22 protein-coding genes are annotated in these 25,566 nt (G+C 59.8%); 8 read left to right on the top strand and 14 right to left on the bottom strand.

What is annotated here, in order from left to right:
- The first annotated feature begins 2 nt into the window (after window positions 1–2).
- A complete protein-coding gene (locus MLD04_RS03675; RefSeq protein ID WP_248154869.1) occupies window positions 3–809 on the top strand; it encodes a CsiV family protein in 807 nt (268 codons plus the stop codon).
- Here the strand turns inward: MLD04_RS03675 and MLD04_RS03670 are convergent.
- From MLD04_RS03670 to MLD04_RS03650, 5 genes are read right to left on the bottom strand one after another with little or no spacing between them, the layout of a single operon-like run.
- On the bottom strand, window positions 784–1,569 hold the full coding sequence (locus MLD04_RS03670) for an S-methyl-5'-thioinosine phosphorylase (protein WP_248154867.1): 786 nt from the start codon (window positions 1,567–1,569) through the stop codon (window positions 784–786). The two genes, MLD04_RS03675 and MLD04_RS03670, sit on opposite strands and share 26 nt — an antisense overlap.
- The gene (locus MLD04_RS03665) at window positions 1,566–2,765 is read right to left on the bottom strand and encodes a mechanosensitive ion channel family protein (protein ID WP_248154865.1); all 1,200 of its coding nucleotides are present in this window, start codon (window positions 2,763–2,765) and stop codon (window positions 1,566–1,568) included. The genes MLD04_RS03670 and MLD04_RS03665 overlap by 4 nt, the downstream gene beginning before the upstream one ends.
- Before the next feature lie 23 nt (window positions 2,766–2,788).
- Window positions 2,789–3,289, bottom strand: coding sequence for a L,D-transpeptidase family protein (locus MLD04_RS03660; protein WP_282451715.1), 501 nt, complete (start codon window positions 3,287–3,289; stop codon window positions 2,789–2,791).
- A gap of 59 nt (window positions 3,290–3,348) precedes the next feature.
- Complete coding sequence (locus MLD04_RS03655; RefSeq protein WP_248154863.1) at window positions 3,349–4,026, bottom strand: TetR/AcrR family transcriptional regulator; 678 nt, start codon at window positions 4,024–4,026, stop codon at window positions 3,349–3,351.
- A 60-nt stretch (window positions 4,027–4,086) separates the two neighbouring features.
- A complete protein-coding gene (locus MLD04_RS03650) occupies window positions 4,087–4,968 on the bottom strand; it encodes a hypothetical protein (protein ID WP_248154861.1) in 882 nt (293 codons plus the stop codon).
- A gap of 175 nt (window positions 4,969–5,143) precedes the next feature.
- Here MLD04_RS03650 and MLD04_RS03645 point away from each other — a divergent pair, with 175 nt between their 5' ends.
- Entirely contained in the window at window positions 5,144–5,788 is a 645-nt protein-coding gene (locus MLD04_RS03645; RefSeq protein ID WP_248154859.1) for a riboflavin synthase subunit alpha, read from the top strand.
- On the opposite strand, the gene MLD04_RS03640 is transcribed toward MLD04_RS03645, so the two are convergent.
- From MLD04_RS03640 to MLD04_RS03620, 5 genes are all read right to left on the bottom strand, one after another.
- Window positions 5,737–6,870 carry a class I SAM-dependent methyltransferase gene (locus tag MLD04_RS03640; protein ID WP_248155397.1) on the bottom strand — a complete coding sequence of 378 codons (1,134 nt, stop codon included), beginning with the start codon at window positions 6,868–6,870 and terminating at the stop codon, window positions 5,737–5,739. The two genes, MLD04_RS03645 and MLD04_RS03640, sit on opposite strands and share 52 nt — an antisense overlap.
- Before the next feature lie 138 nt (window positions 6,871–7,008).
- Window positions 7,009–8,055 (bottom strand): class I SAM-dependent methyltransferase, encoded by a 1,047-nt coding sequence (locus MLD04_RS03635; protein ID WP_248154857.1) that lies wholly within the window; start codon window positions 8,053–8,055, stop codon window positions 7,009–7,011.
- A 71-nt stretch (window positions 8,056–8,126) separates the two neighbouring features.
- On the bottom strand, window positions 8,127–8,300 hold the full coding sequence (locus tag MLD04_RS03630) for a hypothetical protein (protein WP_248154855.1): 174 nt from the start codon (window positions 8,298–8,300) through the stop codon (window positions 8,127–8,129).
- Between the two features lie 121 nt (window positions 8,301–8,421).
- Window positions 8,422–9,102: a carbonate dehydratase gene (can, locus tag MLD04_RS03625; protein ID WP_248154853.1), complete on the bottom strand. Its 681-nt coding sequence runs from the start codon at window positions 9,100–9,102 to the stop codon at window positions 8,422–8,424.
- A gap of 83 nt (window positions 9,103–9,185) precedes the next feature.
- Window positions 9,186–14,054, bottom strand: coding sequence for an NAD-glutamate dehydrogenase (locus MLD04_RS03620; RefSeq protein ID WP_248154851.1), 4,869 nt, complete (start codon window positions 14,052–14,054; stop codon window positions 9,186–9,188).
- A gap of 161 nt (window positions 14,055–14,215) precedes the next feature.
- On the opposite strand from MLD04_RS03620, the gene MLD04_RS03615 reads away from it, so the two are divergent.
- From MLD04_RS03615 to MLD04_RS03590, 6 genes are read left to right on the top strand one after another with little or no spacing between them, the layout of a single operon-like run.
- Window positions 14,216–15,178 carry an AAA family ATPase gene (locus MLD04_RS03615; RefSeq protein ID WP_008938772.1) on the top strand — a complete coding sequence of 321 codons (963 nt, stop codon included), beginning with the start codon at window positions 14,216–14,218 and terminating at the stop codon, window positions 15,176–15,178.
- Window positions 15,179–15,208: 30 nt separating this feature from the next.
- Window positions 15,209–16,156, top strand: coding sequence for a DUF58 domain-containing protein (locus MLD04_RS03610; protein WP_248154848.1), 948 nt, complete (start codon window positions 15,209–15,211; stop codon window positions 16,154–16,156).
- Entirely contained in the window at window positions 16,153–16,623 is a 471-nt protein-coding gene (locus tag MLD04_RS03605) for a DUF4381 domain-containing protein (RefSeq protein WP_248154846.1), read from the top strand. The genes MLD04_RS03610 and MLD04_RS03605 overlap by 4 nt, the downstream gene beginning before the upstream one ends.
- On the top strand, window positions 16,617–17,642 hold the full coding sequence (locus MLD04_RS03600) for a vWA domain-containing protein (RefSeq protein ID WP_248154844.1): 1,026 nt from the start codon (window positions 16,617–16,619) through the stop codon (window positions 17,640–17,642). The genes MLD04_RS03605 and MLD04_RS03600 overlap by 7 nt, the downstream gene beginning before the upstream one ends.
- Window positions 17,635–19,464 (top strand): VWA domain-containing protein, encoded by a 1,830-nt coding sequence (locus MLD04_RS03595; RefSeq protein ID WP_248154842.1) that lies wholly within the window; start codon window positions 17,635–17,637, stop codon window positions 19,462–19,464. The genes MLD04_RS03600 and MLD04_RS03595 overlap by 8 nt, the downstream gene beginning before the upstream one ends.
- Window positions 19,458–21,227, top strand: a complete 1,770-nt coding sequence (locus tag MLD04_RS03590) for a BatD family protein (RefSeq protein ID WP_248154840.1) — start codon at window positions 19,458–19,460, stop codon at window positions 21,225–21,227. The genes MLD04_RS03595 and MLD04_RS03590 overlap by 7 nt, the downstream gene beginning before the upstream one ends.
- Window positions 21,228–21,239: 12 nt before the next feature.
- Here the strand turns inward: MLD04_RS03590 and ccmI are convergent, their stop codons facing one another.
- The 4 genes from ccmI to MLD04_RS03570 are packed head-to-tail and all read right to left on the bottom strand — an operon-like array spanning window position 21,240 to window position 25,565.
- Window positions 21,240–22,505 (bottom strand): c-type cytochrome biogenesis protein CcmI, encoded by a 1,266-nt coding sequence (ccmI, locus tag MLD04_RS03585; protein WP_248154838.1) that lies wholly within the window; start codon window positions 22,503–22,505, stop codon window positions 21,240–21,242.
- Window positions 22,506–22,540: 35 nt separating this feature from the next.
- Window positions 22,541–23,029 (bottom strand): cytochrome c-type biogenesis protein, encoded by a 489-nt coding sequence (locus MLD04_RS03580; RefSeq protein ID WP_248154836.1) that lies wholly within the window; start codon window positions 23,027–23,029, stop codon window positions 22,541–22,543.
- Window positions 23,026–23,565 carry a DsbE family thiol:disulfide interchange protein gene (locus MLD04_RS03575; RefSeq protein WP_248154834.1) on the bottom strand — a complete coding sequence of 180 codons (540 nt, stop codon included), beginning with the start codon at window positions 23,563–23,565 and terminating at the stop codon, window positions 23,026–23,028. Before MLD04_RS03575 ends, MLD04_RS03580 begins: the two co-directional genes overlap by 4 nt.
- Complete coding sequence (locus MLD04_RS03570; protein ID WP_248154832.1) at window positions 23,562–25,565, bottom strand: heme lyase CcmF/NrfE family subunit; 2,004 nt, start codon at window positions 25,563–25,565, stop codon at window positions 23,562–23,564. Before MLD04_RS03570 ends, MLD04_RS03575 begins: the two co-directional genes overlap by 4 nt.
- Window position 25,566 lies beyond the last annotated feature (1 nt).

Raw genomic sequence — 25,566 nt, 5'->3', positions numbered from 1 at the left:
TGTTGCAACCCATCACCGATTGTTACCGCCGCGTGGCCGGCCGAGTCATCGCACTGTGCCTGCTTGCCGTGCTGGCGACGGCTGCTCACGCACAAGAGAACGCCACCGGAACCACTCAATCGGTGCCGGATGATTACTACCGGGCCGAGTTCGTCATTCTCGAACGCATCGTCGATCCCGCAGACATCGAAGAGAAAATGTCTGGCCGGGAAGTCACGCCTCCCGAGCAGACTGATCAGGTGCTCTGGGCCGTCGGCCAGGATGGTACCCCCGAAACGACCCTGGACCTGGTCAAGGACAGCGAGCTTTACCTGAACACCGCCGCCCAGCGACTGGAACGCAGTGGCAAATACCGGGTGCTGATGAAAGCGGGATGGTACGAAGCATTCCCACCCGGCTACGAAGGCGACCCCCTGAAAGTGAGCATCGGCAATTGGCTGGACGGAGCCCGGCAACGGGAAATTCAGGGCACGATCACTATCGACCGCAAACGCTACCTCCACGTCAAGGTCAACCTGAACCAGTGGCAGCCCGCCCCGGAACGCCCCTCGGAAGAGCAGCCTGGCATGACAACCGTTCAACCGGACCAGCCCGGAACCGCACCATCAGCAGAAGCCGCGGGCAAGGCTGCAGAGGCCCCGGCGACCGCACAAACGGCGATGCCCGAGACCATGGCGGCCCCGACACCGGTACAACTGCTGACCTGGATTCACGAAACCCGCCGCATGCGGAGCGAGGAAATCCATTTCCTGGATTCCCCGACCATCGGCGTGCTGGTCTTCTTCAAGAAGGTTGAGGCAAAGGACTGAGTCGACCCAATTCCGCCATCGAGTCGGTCAGGATGCGTTTGACACCAGACATCCCCTGCTCGATGGCTTCCTCGATTTCGGCCATGGTGATGATGTGGTCGGACTTTCCCGCCGCCCAGTTAACCACCAGGCCCAGACACACGTAACGCATCCCCAGTTCGGCGGCGAGTACGGCCTCCGGCATACCGGTCATTCCGACAATGTCACAGCCATCGCGCTCCAGGCGCCGGATCTCCGCTGCGGTTTCCAGACGCGGCCCCTGAGTCGCACCATAAACGGCCGAATCCGAACACGGAACACCGGCCTCAGCGGCGGCATGGATAAGCGCCTGACGCCCCTCATGATCGTAGGGCCAGGTAAAATCGATATGGGTGACAGCCTCAAGATCACCCTCGAAGAAGGTGCTCGGGCGTCCCCAGGTGTAGTCGATGAGCTGGTCGGGAACCACAACCCGGGCCGGGCCCATATCCTCGCGTATACCGCCCACGGCGTTGACCCCGATGACGGTCCGGACACCCGCGTCGTACAGGGCCTGAATATTGGCGCGGTAGTTCACCTGGTGCGGCGGAATCCGGTGCGGATTGCCATGCCGGGACAAAAAGATCACCGATTGACTCCCCAATCGCCCTTCCACCAGGGGAGCCGAAGGCTCGCCCCAAACCGTGGTTGACGGGTGCTCACCCAGGATTTCGAGCCCGGAGAGCGTGGTCAGTCCGGTACCGCCAATGATGCCCACCGGTGCATTCAGTTCTGCCGTCATTTTGCCTGCCCTGCGGATTCTGTTTTTTCGGAAGTCTGGTTCTGACTGGGCGCAGCGCGCCCTTCCCCTTCACTTTCCCTCACCTCAGAGGAGGACACCTGAATGCCTTCCGGCAGATGCAGGGTCCTTGTCGGGAATGCCACTTCGGCGTCGTGGCTCTCGATGATTTCGCTGATTTTCAGTAGCACATCCTGTTTGATTTCATGGTAACGAACCCACTGGGTCGTCTTGGTGAACGTGTACACCATGATGTCGAGGGAGGAGTTGTTGAACGCCACGAAATTGACGATCAACGTCTGACCGGTATCGATTTCCTCGTGATTCTCCAGCATCGACCGGATCTCGGAGACGATCGTCGCCATTTCGGACACATCGGCATACCGGATGCCGATGGTTTCGTAGATCCGGCGATTATGCATTCGGGAAGGGTTTTCTACGGATATGGTGGTAAAGGCCGCATTCGGTACATACAGGGGGCGCTGATCGAACGTCCGGATGGTGGTCACCCGCCACCCGATATGTTCAACGGTGCCTTCGATGTTGCGGTCGGGTGACCGTACCCAGTCACCCACCTTGAACGGTCGGTCCAGGTGCACAATCATGCCACCAAAAAAATTGGCCAGCAGATCCTTGGCGGCAAAACCGACTGCAATACCGCCCACACCTCCGAATGCGAGCACGCCGGAGATGCTGTACCCCAGGCTTTGCAGCACGATCAGGGCCGCGGTGATGATGACCACCGCACGGGACAGTTTGCTCACCGCATTCACGGTGGTGTAGTCCATGGGCCGCTTCATTTTCAGCGGCGACACCAGGATCTTTTCAGCCTGCTTGATCAGCCTCAACAGCGTCCAGACCACCACCCAGATGAAGCCCAGCTCCAGCACTGTGCGGTTGGCCCGGAACACCTCCGCCTTGGAATAGTGATGGGCCACCTCAGCAGCCCAGTAAACGCCCTGCAACCAGACAAACAGCACCACCGGCTTTCGCAGCGCATGAAGCAGCGCGTCGTCCCAGAGATTCCGGGTCTTATCAAACTTCCGCTCGATGGCGCGGATAAGATGGCTCATGAGGTAGGCCACCACCGCCGTGGCGAACACCAGCACGAAGATCATCACGCCCACGCGCCAACCCTGGGAGAGAACGCCGAACCCTTCAATCCAGCGATTGACTAATCCCAACAGTTCTTCAACCATCGATTCCCTCGATTTCCGACAAATTACTGGATAGACACGCGGACGCCGGGCCGGACCCGGGTAAACAGTTCGATTACGTCGCGATTGCGCATACGAATACAACCATGGGATGCCGCCACACCCATTGGTTCGGAATCCGGTGTCCCATGAATGTATATGAAGCGCCGGAAGGTATCGACCCTGCCGCCCCGATTACGACCGGGTTCGAGCCCGCAAAGCCAGATGATACGACTCAGAATCCAGTCCCGGCCGGGATGACTCTCCGCCAGCGACCGGCTGTAGATTTCGCCGGTGGGGCGTCGCGCGCGAAACACCGTATTTTCGGGCAAACCATCGCCGATCATCGCCCGGATATAATGCATGCCCCTGGGGGTACAACCGGATCCATCCCGTTCCCCGGGTCCGTTCAGCCCGGTAGAGATGGCGTAGCGTGTCAGGACTCGATCCTGCGGATCCAGGACAGACAGCGTCTGATCGGCCAGTGAAATGGACAGGCAGGCGATGTTCTGGTCAGGGGGGGTCAAACCGGTCAGGCTCCGCTCTGGACGTTTCAAGAGCTGAAGCCTAACCGACGGAACAGAGGTCAGGCAACCGAGATTTTACTGTCCAGGGGCGGTGTCAGCATGGGATTCTCTGCCTGCATACCGGCCGCGAGGAAGGGGACAAGACGGAGAGCGATCTCCTGCACCGAGGTCTCGACCCCGGTTTTGTTCTGGAGAATGTCCCGCAAGGCATCGGAACTCGACATGGTGAATGCTGTTGCACCAAGCATGAACTGGATCCGCCAGTAGCGATCCACCGCCGAAAGTTGCGGTGTCGCCTGCTTCAGGAGGCGCATGAAACGGCTGAACGGCTCGCTGTATTCCTGCTCGAGAAATTTGCGCAAGTGACCCTGGGACTGGGTGTAGGCCAGGCCCAGCAGCCGCATGAAAATGGCAATGCCTTTCTCGTTCCGCTGCGGCATACGAATGGAGCTCTCGGTCAGCGCCCAGAGTGTTTCGTTGAGTGTCGGGGGATGGTCGCCGCAACGCTCTTCCAATTCGTCAAACGCCTGCTCAAGGGTCGCGGAAAACGGCGTCAGAAATCGTGCAAACACGGCATGAATCAGCGCGTTCTTTGAACCAAAGTGGTAATTGACAGCAGCGAGGTTTACTTTAGCCTTACTGGTAATCATTCGGAGCGAAGTTTCAGAGAATCCCCTCTCGGCAAACAGCTCCTCGGCCGCATCGAGAATTCGGTCAACAGTATCGGATTGCGCCATTTTGTTATCGGTGCCTCTAGCAAACGTCTGTTTGAAACATACGTTTGAGACACTCTGTTGTCAAGTTCGCGGCTCCGGCTCTGCCGCCACGCTCTGCCACCCCCGATCAATTGCTACCTGATTGCCCTCAAAGAACGCCTGCTGAACCCGCCCATACGCCTTTTCCGCTTCCAGAAGGAAAATCAGGTACAGCCGCACATGCTCCCGTCGGGTCAGGTAACGGGGTAAAGCCCGGCGTTCAGAAAGACGCACCAATTCACTGAACCGGGTGTTTTTCAGAGCGGGGTTAAAATCCGCCATCCCGACGCACTGCCAGACCAGCCCGGCCTCACCTTCCAGATGCGCAGCGTGTTTTCGGGCATCGGAGAGAAGACGCTGGCGCAACAGCACCAGGTCCAGAAAGGAAGGTTTGGACGAATACACCCGGCGAATAACCGGGACCCCCAGCAACAGGATGATCACGAAAGCGCCGAAAGCGCCACCCGCAAGCCAGGCGGGCACGAAGCTGCTGAGCCCGCTCAGAAAGAGCGCGGCTGCAATCACTGCGCTGAGCGTCCAGATGTCCCGACGACGACGGGCCGCTGCCATGGAGTAATTATCCGGCCACCCACTCATCGCCAGCACATCAAAATCCATCAGCAGGACACGATCACACTGCCGGAGCAGAAGACGCAGCTTCCGCTGCCGCGACTCGGCCAGCATACGTTCCGGCGCATCCGGTTCGGCGCCTTCGTCCGTCCCCGACTCCGCTCCCTCGGACTCCCGAACCGGCGATTCCGACACCGCTTCAGGGTTCGGTTCTGCAGGCGTTCGCCCGTCGGGTTTCCCGGCCTCTCCCGCACCGGCCCTGGCCGGCAATGGATCCGCTGCCCGCCCGGGACGCAGTATGGGTTCACTGGTGGTGTCCGGTGCCTGTTGACCGGTTTCTGGGTTTTCCGCCATAGCCTTGACCGACCCGATAAATGAAAACACTCTTTAAAACGTATCGGCGCCCAACGCTATTCCTTGAATCGCTCTGCCAAACCGAGGTCCGCCGTTCTTGGCAAGGCGGTGCCGGAACGGCTATGCTTCCAGCCTTTCCGCACGCACGCATTACCAGCCAGTCACGAGGTCCGATATGTTCACAGGAATCGTCCAGGGGATTGCCATGGTCGAGGAAGTCACCGCCGTTACCGGTCTCAGCACCTTCGCACTGCGGTTTCCGGAGGACAGGGTTCAGGGCGTTACCATCGGCGCTTCGGTGGCAATCAACGGCACCTGCCTCACCGTAACGCGCCAGCGGAACAACATTCTCTACTTCGACGCCATGCAGGAAACCCTGAAACTCACCACGCTGGGATCCCTCAGCGTCGGCGACCGGGTAAATTTTGAAAGGGCAGCGAGAATAGGTGATGAAATCGGCGGCCATCTGCTTTCGGGCCATGTCCACACCACGGCCGACATTGTCGAGATTGAACGTCCGGAGAACAACGTAACTCTCTGGTTCAGCCTGCCTGAGAACTGGGCACGATACGTCTTCCCGAAAGGCTACATTGCAATCAACGGGGCCAGCCTGACCATTGGTGAGGTGACGGGCACCCGATTCAATGTCCACCTGATTCCGGAAACCCTCAGGGCAACCACTTTCGGGACGGCCGAGGCGGGAGACCGGGTCAATATCGAAATCGACAGCCAGACCCAGACCATCGTGGATACCCTGGCACGGCTTGGCTACGACCGCCCGGCTTCGAACACCACAAATTTCGGATCGGCATCAAGCTGACGAACGGACGAGAAGATCGTCTTCAGTGATCGGTGATAACCCAGGTGCCGGTTGCCTACCATCAGCATTCGGCCCTGAGTCGACAGATGTCGTGCTGCGCCCCTGAAAAGCCGCAGGGCCACGTGATCGCCCACCACACCACCCTCGTGGAACGGGGGATTCAAAAGGATCAGATCAAACGACCCGAGATGCGCCGGAACGCCGTCTTCGTGACAGAAACGGGCCTGCGCATCGGGCACTGCGCTGATCACGTTGCGACGGGCGCTGAGGATGGCCTGACTGGAAACATCGGTGAAGGTCACCGACAGGTCGGGGCGACGGGCAAGCACGGACACCCCCAGGACACCATTGCCACAGGCCAGGTCCAGCACCGCCGCACCGGACGGAAGGGTCGCTACCGCCTCTTCAATCCACGGCAACAGCAGGCGGGTTCCGATATCCAGCCGCTCACGTGCGAAGACGGCGGGCAACCCGAGCAGCTCGAGGCTTTCATGGAGACGATACCCCCGCCACTGCCCGGTTCCATCGCCCAGCGTTGGCTGCCCTTTTCGACAGACCACCACCCTCGCCTTCTTGCGGGCCGGTAAAACCTGTTCGGTTATCACGGCCTCGGCGAACAGGTCCACGCTCCGATCCGGCAGGTGCTTGATCATCCCGCCCGCCAGCAGACATCCATCGTCGGCAAGCACACCATTCACCCAACGGAGCAGCCAGGCCAGGTAATCAGATTGCCGGGGAATTCTCAGGACAACCAGATCGAACGGACCCTCTGGGGGCGATAGCCAGCTGTGAACTTGATCCCGGGGCTCTATCTCGCCGGGCGCATTGAGATCAAGCGAGGTTACGAGAGTAGCACTGTCGGCAACCAGACTCGGCCCGAAACGACGCAACCCGAGAGAAAGTGCCCCGAACTGGTCGTCGACAACAAGAATCCGGGCTTTGCCTTTTGTCTCGAGCCATTGACCAGCCACCTCCAGCAGGCGTTCATCGGCTGCATCCCAGGCCCGAAGCGATTTGTCGCCGCCTCCCGGCCGACGGAGGACGACAGGCCCCGAAGGTGTTTGAAGCAATGAAGTTGTCATTTCAGGCATAGAGGCTGGCTCGGTTCCCACACATTCCAATCTAGGCTGATTACTCTAGAAATTGTCCTTAAAGTTTGAAGGGTTCATGCAATTCACCCTTCGCCCCGCACCCCAGGGGCTTTTTTTTTGCCTGCCGCTTCAGCGGCGAAACGCACGGTAGACCGTAAACCGCCCGCTCTCAAGCACCCGCTCGACACCTGTCAGATGTCGCTTCATTGGCTCTTCATAAGGCAGGAAGTGATTCGCCACCAGGCGCAATTCACCACCGGGTTTGAGGTGGTTTGAGACACTCTCCAGAAAGCGCTCTGTCATGGAGGTGTCCGTTTTGATACCGGTGTGAAACGGGGGATTGGTTACAATAGCGTCCCAGGCACCCTGGATACCCGTCAGGCCGTCCGACGGCTCGATAACGCCTTCGCAGCCGTTCCTCCGATAGGTTTCCCGGGCACAGATCAGGGCCTGTGACTGGACATCAACGCCGTCCACCGGAGTCATCGCCTGGCCCGTGTCTCGCTGACGGACCTGGAGCCAGCTGCCGATGACCCCGGCTCCACAGGCAAAATCCAGAATCCGATCGGCATGCAGTGGCCGTTCCATCAGCGAGTCGAGCAACAGCGATGTGCCCTCATCCAACCTGCCAAGACTGAAGACTCCGGGCAGACCGGCCACATCAACCGACGTGTCCCGGTGACTGACCCGGCTCCAGGACAGCCAGTCCGAGAGGTCGAACGACGCAGAAGGGCGCACATCGTCGGCACACCAGACCTGGCAGTGCCTGGCGCTATCGACTTTGGCCGCGGACGGCGCCAATGCCTTGAGTTGTTTGACCGCGCCGGCAATACCTTCCTTCTTTTCCCCGATCAGCATCAGCAAGGCACCGGGGGCTGCCAGCCAGAGCGCCAGCGTCAGCCGCAGGTCGAGCTCGGCCCGGGCCTTGGGCAGGAAGACCACCACCGAATCGATACTACCCGCCTGCAGGGTGCCGTCGTCGTAACCAAAGGCCGCAAGCCAGCCATCGACCGACGCTATGGACTCGTACACGCCAGCGTGGTCGGTGAAGGCCAGGCCCGGCATTTCAAAATGAGAAAGCAACCGGGCATCCCGGACACCCAGCAAACCTATCCGGCCTGTCAGTCGATGCCGGTTTCTGAGCAATGCTTCGTGGGAATTGGGTAATGCAGACATGAAAGACATATCCCGCCATGGAACATCAAGCGGGATATGCTAACAGGAAAGAACAGCGGAAGTCCGGCCGTTTATTTGTAGCGGGATACCGTGCCGATTCGCAATGCGTCTTCCGGGGACATGCCCCAGTCTTCCTCACGGTGACGTCCGGGCTCTGCCATCGCGGCCTTGCGACCCTGCTGAGCGGATTCATTGTGCTTACGCTGGGCGATGGCGCTGAGTGCTTTGTGCATCAATTCTTTCATGGTGACCTCCCGTGCTACAACGATTCCCACTGTAGCAAACGGTAAGGTGACCATCTGTGACGACGCCACCGGTCAACAAGTGACGTGAATCACGAATTTTTGACGCCGTTTAACATTTCAATCAGACCGTTTCTTGACGCCCGGATCTCACAGGGCGACGCACAAGCTCCTCAACACTCTGTTGCCGCACGGTCTCCCGCTCCTCCTCGTTCGAGATGGACATCCCCATATCGCGAAGCAGGCCGTCGGATACGTCGTACACGAAACCGTGAACGGTCAGCGGCTGCCCCCGGCGCCAGGCCTCCTGAACAATGCTGTTCTGGCATACATGCCCCACCTGCTCCACCACGTTCAGCTCACAAAGCCGATCAATTCGATCCTGCTCGGTCGGAATGGCGTCCAGGATCGTCTGGTGCCGATCCCGGACATCCTGAACATGGCGCAGCCAGTTGCTCATCAGTCCGAAGCCCTCGTTCAGCAATGCCGCCCGGACGCCGCCACAGCCATAGTGACCGACCACCAGGACATGCTTGACCTTGAGCACTTCAATTGCGAACTGCAGTACCGAGAGGCAGTTGAAGTCTGTGTGGACAACCACATTGGCCACGTTGCGATGGACAAACAGCTCGCCGGGCAACAGATCCGTGATCTGGTTGGCGGGCACCCGGCTATCCGCACAGCCGATCCACAGGTATTCCGGTGCCTGCTGATTGGACAGACGGTCGAAGAACTTGGGATCAACGGACTTGATACCGTTGGCCCAGGCCCGATTCTTGTCCAGAAGATGATCTAGCTGCCCCATTTACTGCACTCCCGCTCTTGATATAGAGCCACCGATTGAACGCAAATCATTGCTCCAAAGCAAGTCCCTCTTGGTATTAGGCCTCAGACCCCCTGCTGCTGGTGCATGGTGCTCTGGGCCAGATCCAGCAACTCCCGCAGGGCCACCGAGAACATGGCGTACTCAGGTTCTCTGGCACTCTTGAGCTCCGACAGCATGGACTTCCAGCGCCCGATCATCGGCTCGTGGCGCTGAAGCCATTGCTCGACGCTGTTGCCCACATCGTCGGGCGAGGCGGCCTGTTTGAGAACCCCGGTGGTCAGAGCACGCTGCTGCCAATCCAGATCTTCCCGGAAGCTCTCCCGGGCCAGCGCCTCCCAGTGGGAGCCTGGCTGCAGCTTCGCGATGGAATCGGCAAACCAGTTCAGGTCGAGCCGCTCGCCCAGCTCGTAGTAGAGGTTAGCCACGGTTTTCAGCGGCATGTCGACCGCCTCTCTCGCCTCAATGATGCCAAGAGACGAGTAAAGATGGCCGGTACCGGCCAGCACGGAAGCCAGTTCTTTGGGCAGTCCGCTCTCCACGAGTCTGTCGTGGCGGGATGCCCAGGTCTGCCGGGCCTGATCGCCGAGGTAATCCGGGAGATTGGCCGTGATCGCCCAGACATTGTCGGCAAACCGTTCCATGTGGCTCTGAATGTTGAGCTCGGCCCGACGATTGCGTAACAACCAGCGAACCGACCTGCGCATCAGGCGCATCAGATCCTGCATCAATTCCATCTGTATCTGGGCCGGAATGTGGAAATCCTGTGCCTCGATGCGGTCCCACCAGTTGTCGATCCGGAACACATCGCGGGCAATGATCCAGGCCAGCGCGATGGAGGCCGCATCCGCGCCGGTGGACTGGTTCAGACGCTCCACAAACGTGATGCCCATGTGATTCACCATGTCATTGGCGATCTGCGTGGCAATGATTTCCCGACGCAGCTGGTGCTCGCCCAGCTCCCTGGAGAACTGCTGGGTCAGGGCCCGGGGAAACACTTTGTACATCTCGCCCGCCAACGAGGGGTCATCCGGCAGGCTGCTGTTGATGAGCGTCTGTTTGAGATCTCCTTTAACGTAGGAGATCAGAACAGACAGCTCCGGACGGGTCAGCCCCTTCTTGGCCAGCTTCCGCTCGGAAAGCGTCTCGTCATCCGGCAGAAACTCGAGGGCGCGGTTGAGCTTGCCTTCGCTTTCGAAGGTGTTCATCAGGCGACGATACTCCTCAAGCCGCACACCGGCATCCTCGCTGGCGATGCTGATTGCCTGGGTCTGACGATAATTGTTCTTCAGCACCAGGTTGGCCACATCGTCGGTCATTTCCTCCAGCATCACATTGCGCTGCTTGCCGGTCAGATCCCCCATGGCAACGGCCCGGTTGAGCAGGATCTTCATGTTTACTTCATGGTCCGAGCAATCAACACCACCGGAGTTGTCAATGAAGTCCGTATTCAGACGGCCACCATTGAGGGCAAATTCGATCCGGCCCAGCTGGGTCAGCCCCAGGTTGCCACCCTCACCAACGACCTTGCAGCGGAGTTCCCTGCCGTTGATCCGCAGACCGTCGTTGGCCTTGTCACCGACATCGCCATGGGACTCGGAACTGGCCTTGACGTAGGTGCCGATACCTCCCACCCAGAGAAGATCCACCTGGGCCTTGAGGATATGACTGATCAGCATGTTGGGCGGCACCCGGTCGGCCTTGATCCCGAGCAGTTTTTTCATTTCCGCACTGACGGGAATCGACTTCGCACTTCGACTGAAGACCCCGCCGCCCTTGGAGATCAGTTTCGGGTTGTAGTCGGTCCAGGCCGACCGCGGCATTTCGAACAGGCGCTTGCGCTCCTTGAAGCTGGCTTCAGGGTCCGGCGCCGGATCAATGAAGATATGGACGTGGTTGAACGCGGCAACGAGGCGCGTTTTTTCCGAACAGAGCATGCCATTACCGAAGACATCGCCGCCCATGTCGCCAATGCCAATTGCGGTGAACTCATCCAGGGCCGGGTTAATTCCCATCTCCCGGAAGTGTCGCTCCACTGACACCCAGGCGCCACGGGCGGTAATGCCCATTTTCTTGTGGTCATACCCGTTACTGCCACCGGAGGCAAAGGCGTCGCCCATCCAGAAGCCATATTCCGCGGACAGGCCATTGGCGATATCCGAGAAAGTGGCGGTGCCCTTGTCGGCGGCGACGACCAGGTAATGGTCGTCCTCGTCGTGACGGATCACCCGCTCGGGTGCCTGAATGCCCGAATCAACCAGGTTGTCGGTAATATCGAGCAGGCCCCGGATAAAGGTTTTATAGGCCTCGATGCCCTCGGCCTGGAAGGCTTCCCGATCAGACGGATCAGGCAGGCGCTTGGCAACGAATCCGCCCTTCGCACCCACCGGAACAATGACCGCGTTCTTGACCTGCTGGGCCTTGACCAACCCGAGGATCTCGGTCCGGTAATCCTCGAAGCGGTCAGACCACCGCAGCCCACCCCGGGCGACCTTGCCACCACGCAGGTGCACACCTTCCACCCGGGGCGAATAGACGAAAATCTCGAACATGGGCAATGGCAGAGGCATGTCCGGAATCTGGGAGGGATCGAACTTCACGCTGATATAGGGCTTGGGCCGTTCGGCGCCGTCCAACTGGTAGTAGTTGGTGCGCAGCGTGGCCTGCATCAATTCCATGTACAGCCGCAACACCCGGTCTTCGCTGAGATTATCCACCTCATCCAGTCCGGCATTGAACTCGATTTCCAGCTTCTGCTGGACGGCTTCGCTCTTGCCCGCGCTCTGGAAACGGTCGGGATTGAAGCGCACCTCGAAATATTCCAGCAACAGGCGGGTGAGCGGCTCGTGGTTGACCAGGGTGTTGGAAATGAACGTCTGACTGTTGGAAAACCGGATCTGCCGCATGTAACGGGCGTAGGTGCGCAGCAGCGCGATCTCCCGCCAGTTCATGTAAGACGAGAGCATCAGCCGGTTGAAGGCGTCGTTTTCGGCCTCCCCGTGCCAGACCCGACGGAACAGCTCTTCGAAAATCGGACGGATCCGGTGGATATCAACCACATCGCCCGTGTGAGCCTGTAACGTGAAATCGTGGATCCACACGGATTTGCCGTGCCGGTCCAGAACCTCGAAGGGGTGTTCGCCCAACACCCGGAATCCGAGGTTATCGAAAATCGGCATCACATCGGACAGGGGCAGCGGCTCATCCGGGAAGAATAATTTGAAATGCAGTGTATTCTCGTCTTCTTCCAATGCCCGGTAGAAGCTCATGGCCAGGTCATCGTCGTCGACCGCGGCGGCAATATGTTCCAGGTCGATGGCTGCGCGACGGGGAGAAAACATGTCGGTATAGCTGGCAGGGAAACCGCCGGCCCAGAGCCGGTAATATTCATTCCCACGCTCTTCACCGTAGGCCTCACTCAAGGAATCGTAGAGACCATCGCGCCAGGATTGCGCCAGGGAGATGACCTTGTCGCGAATCTCCGCCAGGGGCAGCTCACGATTCTCCACCTGGGGCACGCGGATGGTGAATTGCACCCGGGCCAATACCGATTCGGAGAAATGGGTGACGAACTCGATGTCTTCCGCTTCCAGGCTGTCCAGCAACACCTGCTCGCCTTTCAGGCGAAGCTCGGTGTTGTAGATATCCCGCGGGAAGAAGGCGAGACAGGTTACGAACTGTCCGTAGACATCCTCGCGCATGAACAGTTCGATGCGCCGACGTTCCTGGATGTAGAGAATACTCTTGGCAACCCGCAGCAGCTCGTCCGTCTTGATCTGGAACAGCTCATCCCTGGGGTAGAGGGTCAGAATCTGCTCCAGCTCCTTGCCCGCGTAGTCGTTCCGGAGGAACCCGGACCGCTTCATCACGCTCTCGAATTTACGACGCAGCAGCGGAATCTCATCCGGGCGTTCGTTGTAGACCCGGGCGGTGTATAGCCCGAGGAAACGGCGCTCGCCTACCACCTCGCCTTTCTCATCGAATTTCTTGACGGCTATGTAGTCCGGGTAGGCCGGCCGGTGAACCCGGGAACGCTGCGCCGATTTGGCAAAAATGAAGATGTCATCGGAGCGGGTCATCTCATGACGGGTCCGCTGCGGCAATTCATCCAGCCGTACCCGATCCGAGCGCTCGTTATTGACCCGGAGTATCCCCAATTCCGAATTCTCGACCCGTCGGACGATAATGCCATTCTTGTCCTTGGCGAAGTCGTATTCGTCATAGCCAAGGAAGGTGAAATGGTCAGACACGAGCCATTTCAGAAACGCCCTGGCCTCGTCCTTTTCTTCTGCACTGATGCCGGCTGTCGTGGTGTCCAGCTCATCAATGCTCTCATTGACCTTGTCGATCACCAGGTCGAAATCCGACACTGCAATGCGGACCTCATGCAACACTGTCTGGAGCGCTTCTTCCAGTTCCTTCAGGTCTTTCGGGTCGCTGTGGCGATCGATTTCCAGAACGATGAAGGCTTCGTACTGTGCGTCCGCCCCTGCCTTCTTGGTGGAATAGAGCTTCTTGAGCTTGCCATCGCTGTCACGATCCACCCTCAGAATGGAGTGCTGGATCGAATGCGTCCCGATCTCACGCTGATTGATCGCAATCCGCAGGGAGTCGATCAGAAACGGCATGTTCGGGTGAAGGATAAACACGACCGTATGGGTTGACTGCCAGCCGTCGCTCTCCAGGTCGGGGTTGAAAACCGACACCGGGGTCTGGTCTGCACTGCGCTTCTGCAAAAACTGCCAGGCAGCCAGGATGGCGCCGTAGGTATCCTGGAATCGTCGACTCACCAGTTCTTCAAGGGGAATATGCGCGTAATGCTGCTTGGCAAATTCACTGATCTTCTTCGCTTCCGTTTTGGCAATCTTCTGGGCGAAGGCTTCTGCCAGGTGCTCAAAAAACTGTTCCTTGCTGGCCACAGTCAGCGCGTTCATGTGTTACCTCTGGTCTGTATGAAATAAACGTAATCGACGTATCGTCACATAAGCATAGTCAAACCCTTGATTTTTGCCGGTCAGACGCCAAAACTGCGGCAACTACTTACGCACAATACATTTCGTCGAAAGAACATCGGACAAGGGGGTTGTCGAATCCAATGTCACTACAGCATACGTTCGGTGAGCTGCGGTCTCAGTTAGCCAATCGGATAATCGGGCAGGAAAAGCTCGTGGATCGATTGCTCATCGCCTTGCTGGCCGACGGACATCTTCTGGTGGAGGGAGCCCCCGGCCTGGCTAAAACCACGGCCATCAAGGCTCTGGCGGACCATCTCGACGGAGATTTCCACCGGATCCAGTTCACACCAGACCTCCTCCCGTCGGACGTCACCGGCAGTGAGATCTACCGGGCCGAAACCGGACAGTTTGAATTCCAGAAAGGCCCGATCTTCCATAACCTGGTGCTCGCCGACGAAATCAACCGTGCGCCCGCCAAGGTACAGTCCGCGCTCCTTGAGGCGATGGGCGAACGCCAGGTCAGCGTTGGTCTGCAGACCTTCCCCCTCGACAAGCTTTTTCTGGTGATGGCGACCCAGAACCCCATCGAACAGGAAGGTACCTACCCGCTTCCGGAAGCCCAGCTGGACCGCTTCCTGATGCACGTCATGATCGACTACCCCTCACCCGAGGCAGAGAAAGCCATCCTGCATCTGGCGAGGAACGACTACCGTCAGGGCGTGCCAAAAACCGAAACACGCATTACCGCCGAGCAGGTGTTCGCGGCTCGGGCCGAGGTCGCCGAACTCTACATGGCAGAATCGGTCGAACAGTATTTACTGGCGCTGGTGCTGGCGACCCGGGATGCCGCCAGCCTTGATCCGGAGCTGGCGCGCTGGACGGCCTTCGGCGCCAGTCCCCGGGGCACCATTGCCCTGGATCGCTGCGCCCGCGCCGCCGCCTGGCTGGATGGACGGGATTACGTGACACCGGAAGATGTCCGGGCCATGGCGTTCGACGTCCTTCGGCACCGGATTCTGCTGACCTTCGAAGCCGAAGCCGAAGGCATGACCGCGGACACCGTTATCCAGCGACTGATCGACCGGGTTCCGGTCGCGGCCTGATCACCAGAACTCGCACCAGACAACCTCATCATGGTCACTCGCGACGCCGCCACACATATCGACTTGCCGGATCTGATCCGGCTTCAGGCCGATGCCAGAGCCCTGAAACTGCCTTCGGCCCGTCCGTCCCGCGCCCGGCAGTCCGGTCTCCGGCGATCTCCCCAGAAGGGCCGTGGCATGGCATTCGCCGAAGTCCGGCAGTATCAGCCCGGCGATGACATCCGCAGCATCGACTGGCGGGTAACGGCAAGGCGCCAGTCCCCTCACACCAAGCTGTACGAGGAGGAACGCGAGCGTCCGGTTCTGCTGTTGTGCGACCTGAGCGCGAGCCTGTTCTTTGCCAGCACCGGTGCCTATAAACAGGTTCGCTGTGCCCAGGTGGCATCGATCCTTGCCTGGCTGGCGCTCTGGGCCGGAGACCAGGTGGGAGGCATCGTGTTCAACGGCCCGCACATGGCCGTGCTGCGCCCGGCCCGGCGCAAGAAGTCGGTCCTGAGACTGCTCGATGCGCTTGCCGAGCAGCAACACAAGCCCGGTGAAGACATCCAGCCTGCCAACGATACGACGGCCTCCCTGAGCGCTCTCGATCAGGCGCTCCAGGAAGCGCGCCGGGTGGCCCACACGGGAAGCCGGATCTTTGTCATCAGCGACTTCCTCCAGATTACGGACGAGACCCCCTCGCTGCTCGTCGCTCTGGCACGCCACAATCAGGTCAATGCGCTGCGCATCGTTGATCCCCTGGAACAAACGCTGCCTGAACAGGGTCGATTCGCGATCGCCGGCCCCGACGGTCCGGTGTGGTTCAACGCCGGCAACCCCCGCTTCCAGGCGGCCTGGCGGGAGAAGGTCGACGCCCACGAAACCGCCCTTTCCGCCTGCTTCCAGAAATCCGGTGTCCTGTCTGCGACACTGATGACCGGTGACGATCCGGCGACGGCATTAAAGCCGCTGCTCGGGCCGAGGGGGCGGATCGGATGAATCCTCAGGATCCTCTCGGCCAGCTAAGGGACATTCACTTGCCAGCCACCGGCGGGTTCTGGCCGCCGGCACCCGGCTGGTGGCTACTGGCGCTGGTTCTGATCGGACTGATCGTGCTGGCGACGGTGTTCTGGGTACGGCGTCGTCAAAGGAGACGCTGGCGCTTCCTGGCCCGTCAGGAGCTGATCCGACTCGAACGCGACGCCGAAGCCACATCGGCCTGGTTCAATCACCTGAATACGCTTCTGAAACAGTGTGCCCGGCAATGTCATCCGGACGCCCAGCCGGATTCTCTCAGCGGTCAGGTCTGGATTGATTTTCTCCTGAGCACCGCCCCGGAAGACCGGATTGCCTCCCGACCAGTGGTCGAGGCCATGGTAGAAGCCTGCTGGAATCCCCACACAGAAGCGGATCCGGGGCACGCCCTTGGCTTCGCCAAACGGTGGCTGGAGGGACAGAAATGCTGAATCTCGCCTATCCCTGGATACTGCTGCTGGTACTGCTTCCCCTGTTAATCCTCTGGCGGCGCCCGGCTCGAAAGCCAGTGGATGCTCCGGTATTACCGACGGGACACTGGCTCTCCGGATTACCCGGAGTCAGTCGCCAGGGCAATACCACGCCGCTGTGGCAAAAACTCCTGCTGATGGTGCTCTGGATACTGGTCGTGATCGCGCTTGCACGTCCCCAGTACGTGGGAGACCAGATGCAGCTGCCGGTAACCGGTCGCGACCTGATGCTTGTGGTGGACATTTCGCCCTCAATGGATGAGCAGGACATGGTGATCCAGGGTCGGAGCATCAATCGCCTGCAGGCAGTCAAGCACGTACTCAACGATTTCATCACCCGCCGTAAAGGCGACCGCCTCGGTCTTATCCTCTTCGGTTCCGAGCCCTATATTCAGGCACCGCTGACGTTTGACCTCGAAACGGTCCGGACGCTGATGCTGGAATCAGGCCTGGGCATGGCAGGTCGTGCCACGGCAATCGGCGATGCCATCGGTCTGGCGGTCAAGCGTCTCCGCGATCGCCCCCAGGACCAGAGGGTGGTCGTTCTGCTCACCGACGGTGCCAATACTGCCGGCGAAATCAGTCCGGACAAGGCCACCGAAATTGCCGCGGCTGCCGGTGTCCGCCTTTACACCATCGGGATCGGCGCTGAATCCATGGTCCAGCGCGGTCTACTGGGCTCCCGACGAGTCAATCCGTCCCGGGATCTGGACGAAGCGCTGCTGACCCGCATGGCCAAACAGACTGGTGGTCAGTACTTCCGCGCCAGGAGTTTGCCGGAGTTGTCCATGATCTATCAGAGTATCGACCAGCTCGAACCGATCGAGCTTGAGGGCAAATACTACCGACCGGTCACTGACCTGTTTTACTGGCCCGCCGGGGCAGCCGCCATCCTGGCCCTTCTCTGGTGGCTCGGGCGGCTGATCCGACTCCGGCGCAACCGGTTCAACGAGGGAAGCGGAGGGCTGACCCGTGGCTGAGTTTCACTTCCTCCGCCCCATCTGGCTGGCACTGGTATTGCTGGCGCCCGTGATCGCATTGATTGTTCGCTCGGCTGCCCGCGGCGACAGCGGCTGGGATCGCTGGATCCCCCAGCCCTTGCTTGCACCGCTGATCCGACACCGGGGCCAGAAGACCGGCGCCTCCCGTTCTCCCCTCTGGCCGATCACAACGGCAGTCGTTGTCCTGGCCCTGGCCCTTGCCGGTCCCGCTTGGCGGGAAGCACCCACACCGCTGAAACGTCCCGGGGACAGCCTGGTTGTCGTGCTGGACCTGTCGCTGTCGATGCTCGCCACAGACGTGAAGCCCGACCGGTTAACCCGCGCCAAACGCAAGATTCGGGACATCCTGGATGCCCGCAAGAGCGCACTTAACGCATTGGTCGTCTATGCGGCAGACGCTCACGTGGTAACGCCCCTGACCGACGACGCCCGAACCATCGAGGCGATGCTGGACGTGCTTGATCCGGTGATCATGCCGGCACAGGGCAACCGGGCGGACCTGGCCATCGACCAGGCCCGCAAACTCCTGGATCAGGGAGCACCCGGTCCGGGCCGGATATTACTGATTACCGACGACGTATCGGACCGGTACCAACAACGCATCGAGAAAGCGCTTGAGGGGACCTCCTTCACATTGAGTACCCTGACCGTCGGCACACCCGAGGGCGGCCCCATTCCGCTCGCCAAACGCGGGTTTATCCGCGATAACGGGAATATTGTGATTGCCCGGTCCAATCCGGAGGCATTGTCGTCGCTGGCCCGACAGAATGGCGGGCTGAATCATCACCTGACCCTGGACAACACCGACATCCGGGCGCTGGAACTGACACCATCAGCAGACGCAGACTGGCAGTCGGAAAACAGCGACCTCAAAGTCGAGCGCTGGCAGGATGACGGCTACTGGCTTTTGTGGCTGTTCGTGCCACTGGCGTTGCTGGGCTGGCGCCGCGGCGGATTTGCCATGCTCGCACTCCTGATTGTTCTCCCGCTTTCTCCCCGCCCTGCAATGGCGGCCAGCTGGGACAGCCTGTGGCAGCGGGAAGATCAGCGGGGCCCGGCTCTGATCGAGCAGAATCCTCAGGAGGCGGCCCACGAGCTTGACAGCCCCGAGTGGAAGGCATCTGCACTGTACCGCGCAGGCCAGTACCAGCAGGCGGCAGATCTGTTCAAAACGCTGAAGGGCGCCGATGCCGACTATAATCGGGGAAACGCCCTGGCCCGGGCCGGCAAGTTGAAAGAGGCCCTCGCGGCTTACGACGATGCGCTGGATAAGGCTCCGGACATGAAAGACGCCCGAACCAATCGGGACATCGTCCAAAAACTGCTCGAGCAACAGAAAAGCCAGAACCAGCAGGGCAAGGATTCAAAGAAAGGCCAAAACCAGCAGGACAAAAACAACAAACGGAACAATCCGTCCGACTCCTCCAGCCAGAACGGGCAGTCCGACCAGAGCGATAACCAGAGCCAGTCGCGGTCCGGCGAGGATTCGTCCCAGACCAATCAGGACTCGTCAAAAGACACCAAAAGCGGTCAACAAAAGAAGCCCGGCGACAAACAGGATCAGCAGAATAATGCGCAGGCGTCCGGCGCACAAAAGGATTCAAGCGACAAGCAGCCGGAACAACAGGAAAAACAGACGGCCGAGGCTCCGGCGCCAATCTCGGAGCAACCCCTCAGTCAGGGGCAGGAGCAATGGCTTCGGCGGATACCCGACAACCCTGGCGGATTGCTGCGCCGCAAATTCCTGCAGCAGTACGAAGAACGTCAGACACCATCCGATGAGGGCGACACACCATGGTAAAACGGATTCTGGCCACGCTGACCGGATTGTGCCTCTTGCTGGCGCTGATACCGGCGAGTTATGCCGACGGCCTGACGGTGGAACCGGACCGGACCCGGCTGTATGAGGGTGAGGTGCTGACGGTCACCGTCAAGGGCACGATGAAACTGGATATTAATCTGAGCAATCTGTTCAATTTCGACCTTTCGGAGCTACCCGCACCGGATATCGACAAGGTCAAACCGGACTTCGAAATATTGGGCCAGAACCAGCGGTACAGCATTCGAACGGTGAATAATGACATGGTGGGAGAGATCACCTGGACCTACCAGCTGGCGCCCACGAAAACCGGCAAGCTCACTATCCCCGCACTCACATTCAAGGATTCGACGTCCAAACCCGTCACCATCGAAGTGGTTTCCGGTTCTCCACCGGACCAGCAGAATTCAGCAGCCAGGGACAGTTTCATCGAGTTGTCTGCAGACAAGGATCAGGTTTATGTCCAGGAGCAGCTGATCCTGACCATCAAGCTGTTTTTCACCGGCAACCTGATTCGGGGCGAGCTGTCCGAACCCGAGGACCCGGATACCATCATCGAACCCCTGGGCAAACAGTCGGAGTACACCCGGTACCGCGACGGCATCCGTTATCGTGTGGTGGAGCGACGCTACGCCCTCTACCCGCAAAAGCCCGGCGAACTGAAATTGCCCCCGATACGGTTCGAGGGACAGGCCCGAACGCCCGAGGGCCAGTTGAAGTTCCTCCGTGACAGCCAGGAATTCTTTGCCGTGACAGTCAAGGATATACCGGCGGATTTCACCGGTGACACCTGGCTACCCGCCAGCGACCTGTCACTCGAGGAAAGCGGTTTGCCGACAACCGGCAAGGTCGACACCGGTGAAAACCTGACCCGGACACTGACACTCAAAGCCTCGGGACTGCCGGCGGAAACCCTGCCACCGCTACCGGACAAGGCTCCTGACGGTATCCGGGCCTACCCGGAGCAACCCCAACGCTCAACCGACACCACACCGGATGGGCTCAATTCGGCCCTGAGTCAGACCACCGCGCTGGTTCCTGTCCAGGCCGGAAAGAAAACACTGCCGGAAATTCGGATTCCATGGTGGGATACGGATACCGACACCCAGAAGGTCGCGGTGATCCCGGCCACAACCCTTGACGTTGCCGATGCCGGATCAGTCACGGGCTTGCAGTCGTCCACCTCGGCCCCTCCCGGCGGAGCCTCAAGCTCGCCAGACGGGCAAAGCCCTTCTGATACCCCCGATCCAGACGCGTTGAAAGGCAATCCCACCGCGGAAGCTCCGAGTTATTGGCCCTGGATCAGCCTGGGCCTGGCCGTGGCCTGGCTGGCCACCCTACTGGGATGGCTCTGGTCCCGCCGTCGCGGAGCCGGTAATGCCGGCGGTGACACCATCGAGGAGGATCCCGATGAGCAATGGCTGTTTGACCAACTCATCGAAGCCGTTCGACACGGCTCGGCCTCTGTACCGGGGTTACTGACCCGGTGGATGCAGCGCCGCTTTCCGGACGGCGATTTTCAGACCACAGAAGATGTGGTTCGTTTTACCGGTGATGCCACCTTGCGGATCGAGCTTGAGCGGCTGCAGGCCCGCCTGTTCGCGCCGGATGGGGAAAGAGAGAACGCGGAGCCGGATTTGCGGGCTTTGTCGAAGGCATTGGAGCAGTTGAGAAAGCAGAAGGCCAGCCGGGAAAAGGGCGATACCCTTCGCCCCCTTTATCCCGGCAACCTTTCGTCTGGCTGAACGACCAGACGGTCAGTCGGTAAGCTGATGGTCGATCACCAGTTTAACCGGAGTCTGATCATCCGCGACAACCGGCACCGGTTCGCCAATGCGACCCTGCCAGTCTCCCGGCTGAGCCGCCACGGAGCCTGAACGGCTGAGCCGCGCCGTCACCATCACCCGGTCGGCATCGGAAATCTTCATTCTCGGTGACATGGAATCGGTGTCGTCCAAGCGAACGGTCGTCGGCAAAGCGCCGGCGGTGAGACGAACGACGGCCAGCGGTGGTCCGGCTTCACTGCCGGCCTTGCGGGCAAACACAAAGAGCGTGGTGTCGGCGGGTACCTGTCCCTTGAAGGCATCATCCAGGGACAGGCTCACGGTGACGCCTGCGCCACTCGCTGCCGCCATGTCACGTTTCGGTGGCGTCTCACCCAATCGACGGTAAGCCTCGTCGACCCCACCTCGAATGGCCGCGATCTGCGGATGATCGGGGGCGACCTTCTCGATACGCTCCCAGAACTCAATGGCTTTCCGGTAATTCTTCTGGCTGAAGGCGTGAATGCCCAGCAGTCCGAGGGAATTCACTTCGTCCGGATTCAGGCTTCGGGCCTGTGAAATCACCTGACGAACCTCGTCCGTCATTTTGCCTTCGCTGCCAAAGAACAGCGCCTGGGCGGCCAGGCCCAGCGCAACCGCCTGGGCCCGGTCGTCCGAATCCACCACCGACGCCAGTTGACGGTATGCCCAGGCGGCATCGTCATACCGTTCCAGACGCATGTAGCTACGACCAAGCATCGCCCAGCCATCCGGGTTATCCGGACTGGCCTCAAGCTTCTCCCGTAACTGACCCACCAGTTCCGACATGCGGGCCGCACGATCCCCGGTGCCCTGCTCCATCTTCTGCATGGTTACATACTGCTCGACCTTGTCCATGCCGCCCCAACGTTCGTACAGGAAAAACGCCGAGGCCGGCAGCAGCAGGATCGCTATCAGTCCAACCGCCATGGCACTCCTGCGACCACTCCGGGACGGACGGACCTGCTCGGTTTCGGGCACATCATCCAGCATGGTGCCGGCAAGCTCCTCACGGAGTTGCCGATAGTTGTCTTCGTCGATCTGACCGGCACCGAACTCCTCGTCCAGTTCCTGCATGCGGGAACGGTAGGCCATCAGATTCTGCTTGCGAAGGTCGGCCTTTTCCCGGGCCTCGGAACGATGGAAAAACACGGGGTAGAGGACAAACGCCAGGGCAAGAATGATCAATGCCGCTGCGGCAAACCAGAAAGTATCAGTCATGGGGTATTCAATGGTCCGAGATGGGTTGGAAACATTCAGCTATCGGTGCCGCGATCACGGTCGTCCTGCCCGGACAGGATGCGCGCTGCACGAGCGCGTTCTTCGTCGGACAGCGGCGCCCCTTCACGGTCTCGCCGTCGGGCGCGGACGATCACCACGGCAACGGCCAGCAATCCGATTAAAACCGCGATGGCCGGAGTGGCCCAGAGAAGAAAGGTTCGCGCATTGAACGCAGGTTTGAATCGCACGAACTCCCCAAAACGAGCTACCAGTGAATCTACGATTTCTTCGTTACCAGCACCGTCCTTCATCATGCGATACACCTCATCCCGCATGTCCGCAGCGATGGGTGCATCAGAGTCCGCAATATTCTGGTTCTGGCATTTTGGGCATCGTAGCTCCGAAATCAGCTCCTGATAGCGGGTTTCCTGACCGGGATCCTTGAACTGATAGAGATCCTGAGCCTCGGCGTGCGCAGAGCCTACGTACACAAACATCAATAGTGTCAGCAACAACCTGATCATGACGTCCCGCTCCGCAATTTCTCGATGAGCGGACTCAGTTCTTCCTTCCAGACTTTCTCGTCGACCACACCAACATGGCGATACCGAACCACACCATCCGAGTCGATGACAAAGGTCTCTGGCGCCCCATAGACACCGAGATCAAATCCAAGCTTTCCCTCGGCATCAAAGATCGTGACCTCGTAGGGATTACCCAGGTCTTTAAACCATTTCAAGGCTTCCGGACGGGTGTCTTTGTAGTCCAGGCCGACCAGGCGGACGCCCTGGGTTTTGGACAGCCAGATCAGGAATGGATGTTCCTGTCTGCAGGACGGACACCAAGTCGCCCATACATTCAACAACGTGACTTGCCCTTTGAAAAGCGACTCATCATGGACCCGATCCGGATTCTGCAAATCTGGCAGCGAGAACGTCGGGACCGGCTTGCCGATCAGCGCAGAATCCAGTGTCGTGGGATCCTTGCCAATACCGGCAAACAGAACGAGGCCAAGAATGACAGCAGCGATCAGGGGCAAAAACAGCAAAACACGCTTCACGACACCGCCTCCGCGCTACCCTTGACCGGCAGTCTGGCTCCCCGGGTTTCGCCAGCGGTTTCCTCGGAATTCTCACGGATGCGATAGCGCCGGTCGGAGATCGCGAAAAATCCCCCGATGGCCATTACGACCGCACCGAGCCAAAGCCAGCGGATCAGCGGCTTGTATTGCAAACGGATGGCCCAGGCACCGTCGGAGATATGTTCGCCGATAGCGACGAAGATATCCCGGGACAATCCGGCATCGATATCCGCTTCGGTCATAACCCGCATTCCGACGCTGTACTGGCGCTTTTCCGGATGCAGCACGGCAATCCGCTCGCCGCCTTTCATGACATCGAAGGTGCCGTATTGCGAGGTATAGTTCTGACCCTGGCGCTGCCCCATCGCCCGAAACGCAAACTGGTAATCGCCGACAGTGGCGACATCCCCGGGGCTCATCCGGACATCCCGTTCAATACCGTAATTGGAGACGACGGTCACACCGGCGATGGTCATCGCCAGGCCAAGATGACCCAGCACCATCCCCCAGTAGCTGCGGGACTGGCGCTTCAGGCCATGGAGGCGGCCCTTGCGGGAACGGGATTTGTCATTCAGGTCCCAGAGGGTCGCAACCGCAACCCAAACGGCCGTAAAGACCCCGGCAAACGCCCAGGGTTTGAACCCGCCGTATCCGATCACCACTGCCGTCGTCACGACCACACTGATGGCCAGCGGCCAGAGCAGTTTGCGCCCGAGCCAACCGCCATCGGTCTTCTTCCACCGGGAAAAGATGCCTGCGCCGAGCAGCAGACCGGTGGCGATCGCCAGCGGTGTGAACGTGGTGTTGAAGAAAGGTTCACCGATGGAGAGCTTGCCCATATCGAGATAGTCGAGGACCAGCGGGTAAAGCGTGCCAATGCCGACCAGCAGGGTCGCAGACACCAGCAGGACGTTGTTCAGCAACAGGAAGATTTCCCGTCCCAGTGACCCATAGCGGGAACGCACATGAACCACCGGTGCCCGGAAGGCATAAAGCGTCAGGCTCGCAATAACGGTGACCGCCAGGAGCATGAGCAGGAACGTGCCTCGCTCCGGATCGGAGGCGAAGGCGTGTACCGACGTGAGTACGCCGGAGCGCACCATGAACGTTCCCAGCAGGCTCAGGGAGAATGCAATAATGGCCAGCAGCACGGTCCATGATTTGAACACGCCCCGCTTTTCTGTCACCGCCAGCGAATGCATCAGCGCCGTTCCTGCGAGCCAGGGCAGCAGCGAAGCGTTCTCCACCGGATCCCAGAACCACCAGCCACCCCAACCGAGCTCGTAGTAGGCCCACCAGCTACCCAAGGCAATCCCGACCGACAGAAACGCCCAGGCCACGGTCGTCCAGGGACGCGACCAGCGGGCCCAGGCCGCGTCCAGACGGCCGTTGATCAGCGCTGCAATGGCAAACGCAAACGCCACCGAGAAGCCGACGTAGCCCATATAAAGCATCGGCGGATGCATGATCAGGCCGATATCCTGAAGCAAGGGGTTCAGGTCGGCTCCGTCTGCCGGAATGTTGGGGAGCAAACGATCGAAGGGATTGGAGGTCAGGATGATAAACAGCAGGAAACCCACAGAGATCATGCCCATGACCGACAGCACCTGCGAGATCATGACCGCCGGCAACCGACGACTGAAAATCGCGACTGCCATCGTCCACCCGCTCAACAACAGGATCCACAACAGGAGAGACCCTTCGTGACCGCCCCAGACTGCGCTGAACTTGTAAAACCATGGCAGCAGGCTGTTGCTGTTATTGGCCACATAGGCGACCGAGAAATCATCGGTCAGGAACGCGTGGACCAGGAGCCCGAACGCCATTGCGATGAAGACGAACATTCCCGACGCCAGAGGGCGTGCAAAGGCCTGAAGCTGCTCCCGTCCTGTCAGAGAGCCCACCAGCGGCACAACGGAAAGGAGCACTGCCAGTAACAGCGCCAGTATCAGTGCGATCTGTCCGAGTTCCGGAAACATC

Origin of the sequence: Marinobacter koreensis, from assembly GCF_023156285.1 — a bacterium.
GTDB lineage: Bacteria > Pseudomonadota > Gammaproteobacteria > Pseudomonadales > Oleiphilaceae > Marinobacter > Marinobacter koreensis.
The sequence above is the reverse complement of the archived record's forward strand: the minus strand, read 5'-3'. Positions and strand labels throughout refer to the sequence as shown.

Coding starts and splice junctions, on each gene's coding strand:
- MLD04_RS03645 (WP_248154859.1), top strand. CDS start 5,144: ATGTTCACAGGAATCGTCCAGGGGATTGCCATGGTCGAGGAAGTCACC.
- MLD04_RS03615 (WP_008938772.1), top strand. CDS start 14,216: ATGTCACTACAGCATACGTTCGGTGAGCTGCGGTCTCAGTTAGCCAAT.
- MLD04_RS03670 (WP_248154867.1), bottom strand. CDS start 1,569: ATGACGGCAGAACTGAATGCACCGGTGGGCATCATTGGCGGTACCGGA.
- MLD04_RS03600 (WP_248154844.1), top strand. CDS start 16,617: ATGCTGAATCTCGCCTATCCCTGGATACTGCTGCTGGTACTGCTTCCC.
- ccmI (WP_248154838.1), bottom strand. CDS start 22,505: ATGACTGATACTTTCTGGTTTGCCGCAGCGGCATTGATCATTCTTGCC.
- MLD04_RS03650 (WP_248154861.1), bottom strand. CDS start 4,968: ATGGCGGAAAACCCAGAAACCGGTCAACAGGCACCGGACACCACCAGT.
- MLD04_RS03610 (WP_248154848.1), top strand. CDS start 15,209: ATGGTCACTCGCGACGCCGCCACACATATCGACTTGCCGGATCTGATC.
- MLD04_RS03620 (WP_248154851.1), bottom strand. CDS start 14,054: ATGAACGCGCTGACTGTGGCCAGCAAGGAACAGTTTTTTGAGCACCTG.
- MLD04_RS03590 (WP_248154840.1), top strand. CDS start 19,458: ATGGTAAAACGGATTCTGGCCACGCTGACCGGATTGTGCCTCTTGCTG.
- MLD04_RS03580 (WP_248154836.1), bottom strand. CDS start 23,029: ATGATCAGGTTGTTGCTGACACTATTGATGTTTGTGTACGTAGGCTCT.
- can (WP_248154853.1), bottom strand. CDS start 9,102: ATGGGGCAGCTAGATCATCTTCTGGACAAGAATCGGGCCTGGGCCAAC.
- MLD04_RS03665 (WP_248154865.1), bottom strand. CDS start 2,765: ATGGTTGAAGAACTGTTGGGATTAGTCAATCGCTGGATTGAAGGGTTC.
- MLD04_RS03630 (WP_248154855.1), bottom strand. CDS start 8,300: ATGAAAGAATTGATGCACAAAGCACTCAGCGCCATCGCCCAGCGTAAG.
- MLD04_RS03655 (WP_248154863.1), bottom strand. CDS start 4,026: ATGGCGCAATCCGATACTGTTGACCGAATTCTCGATGCGGCCGAGGAG.
- MLD04_RS03605 (WP_248154846.1), top strand. CDS start 16,153: ATGAATCCTCAGGATCCTCTCGGCCAGCTAAGGGACATTCACTTGCCA.
- MLD04_RS03635 (WP_248154857.1), bottom strand. CDS start 8,055: ATGTCTGCATTACCCAATTCCCACGAAGCATTGCTCAGAAACCGGCAT.
- MLD04_RS03640 (WP_248155397.1), bottom strand. CDS start 6,870: ATGACAACTTCATTGCTTCAAACACCTTCGGGGCCTGTCGTCCTCCGT.
- MLD04_RS03570 (WP_248154832.1), bottom strand. CDS start 25,565: ATGTTTCCGGAACTCGGACAGATCGCACTGATACTGGCGCTGTTACTG.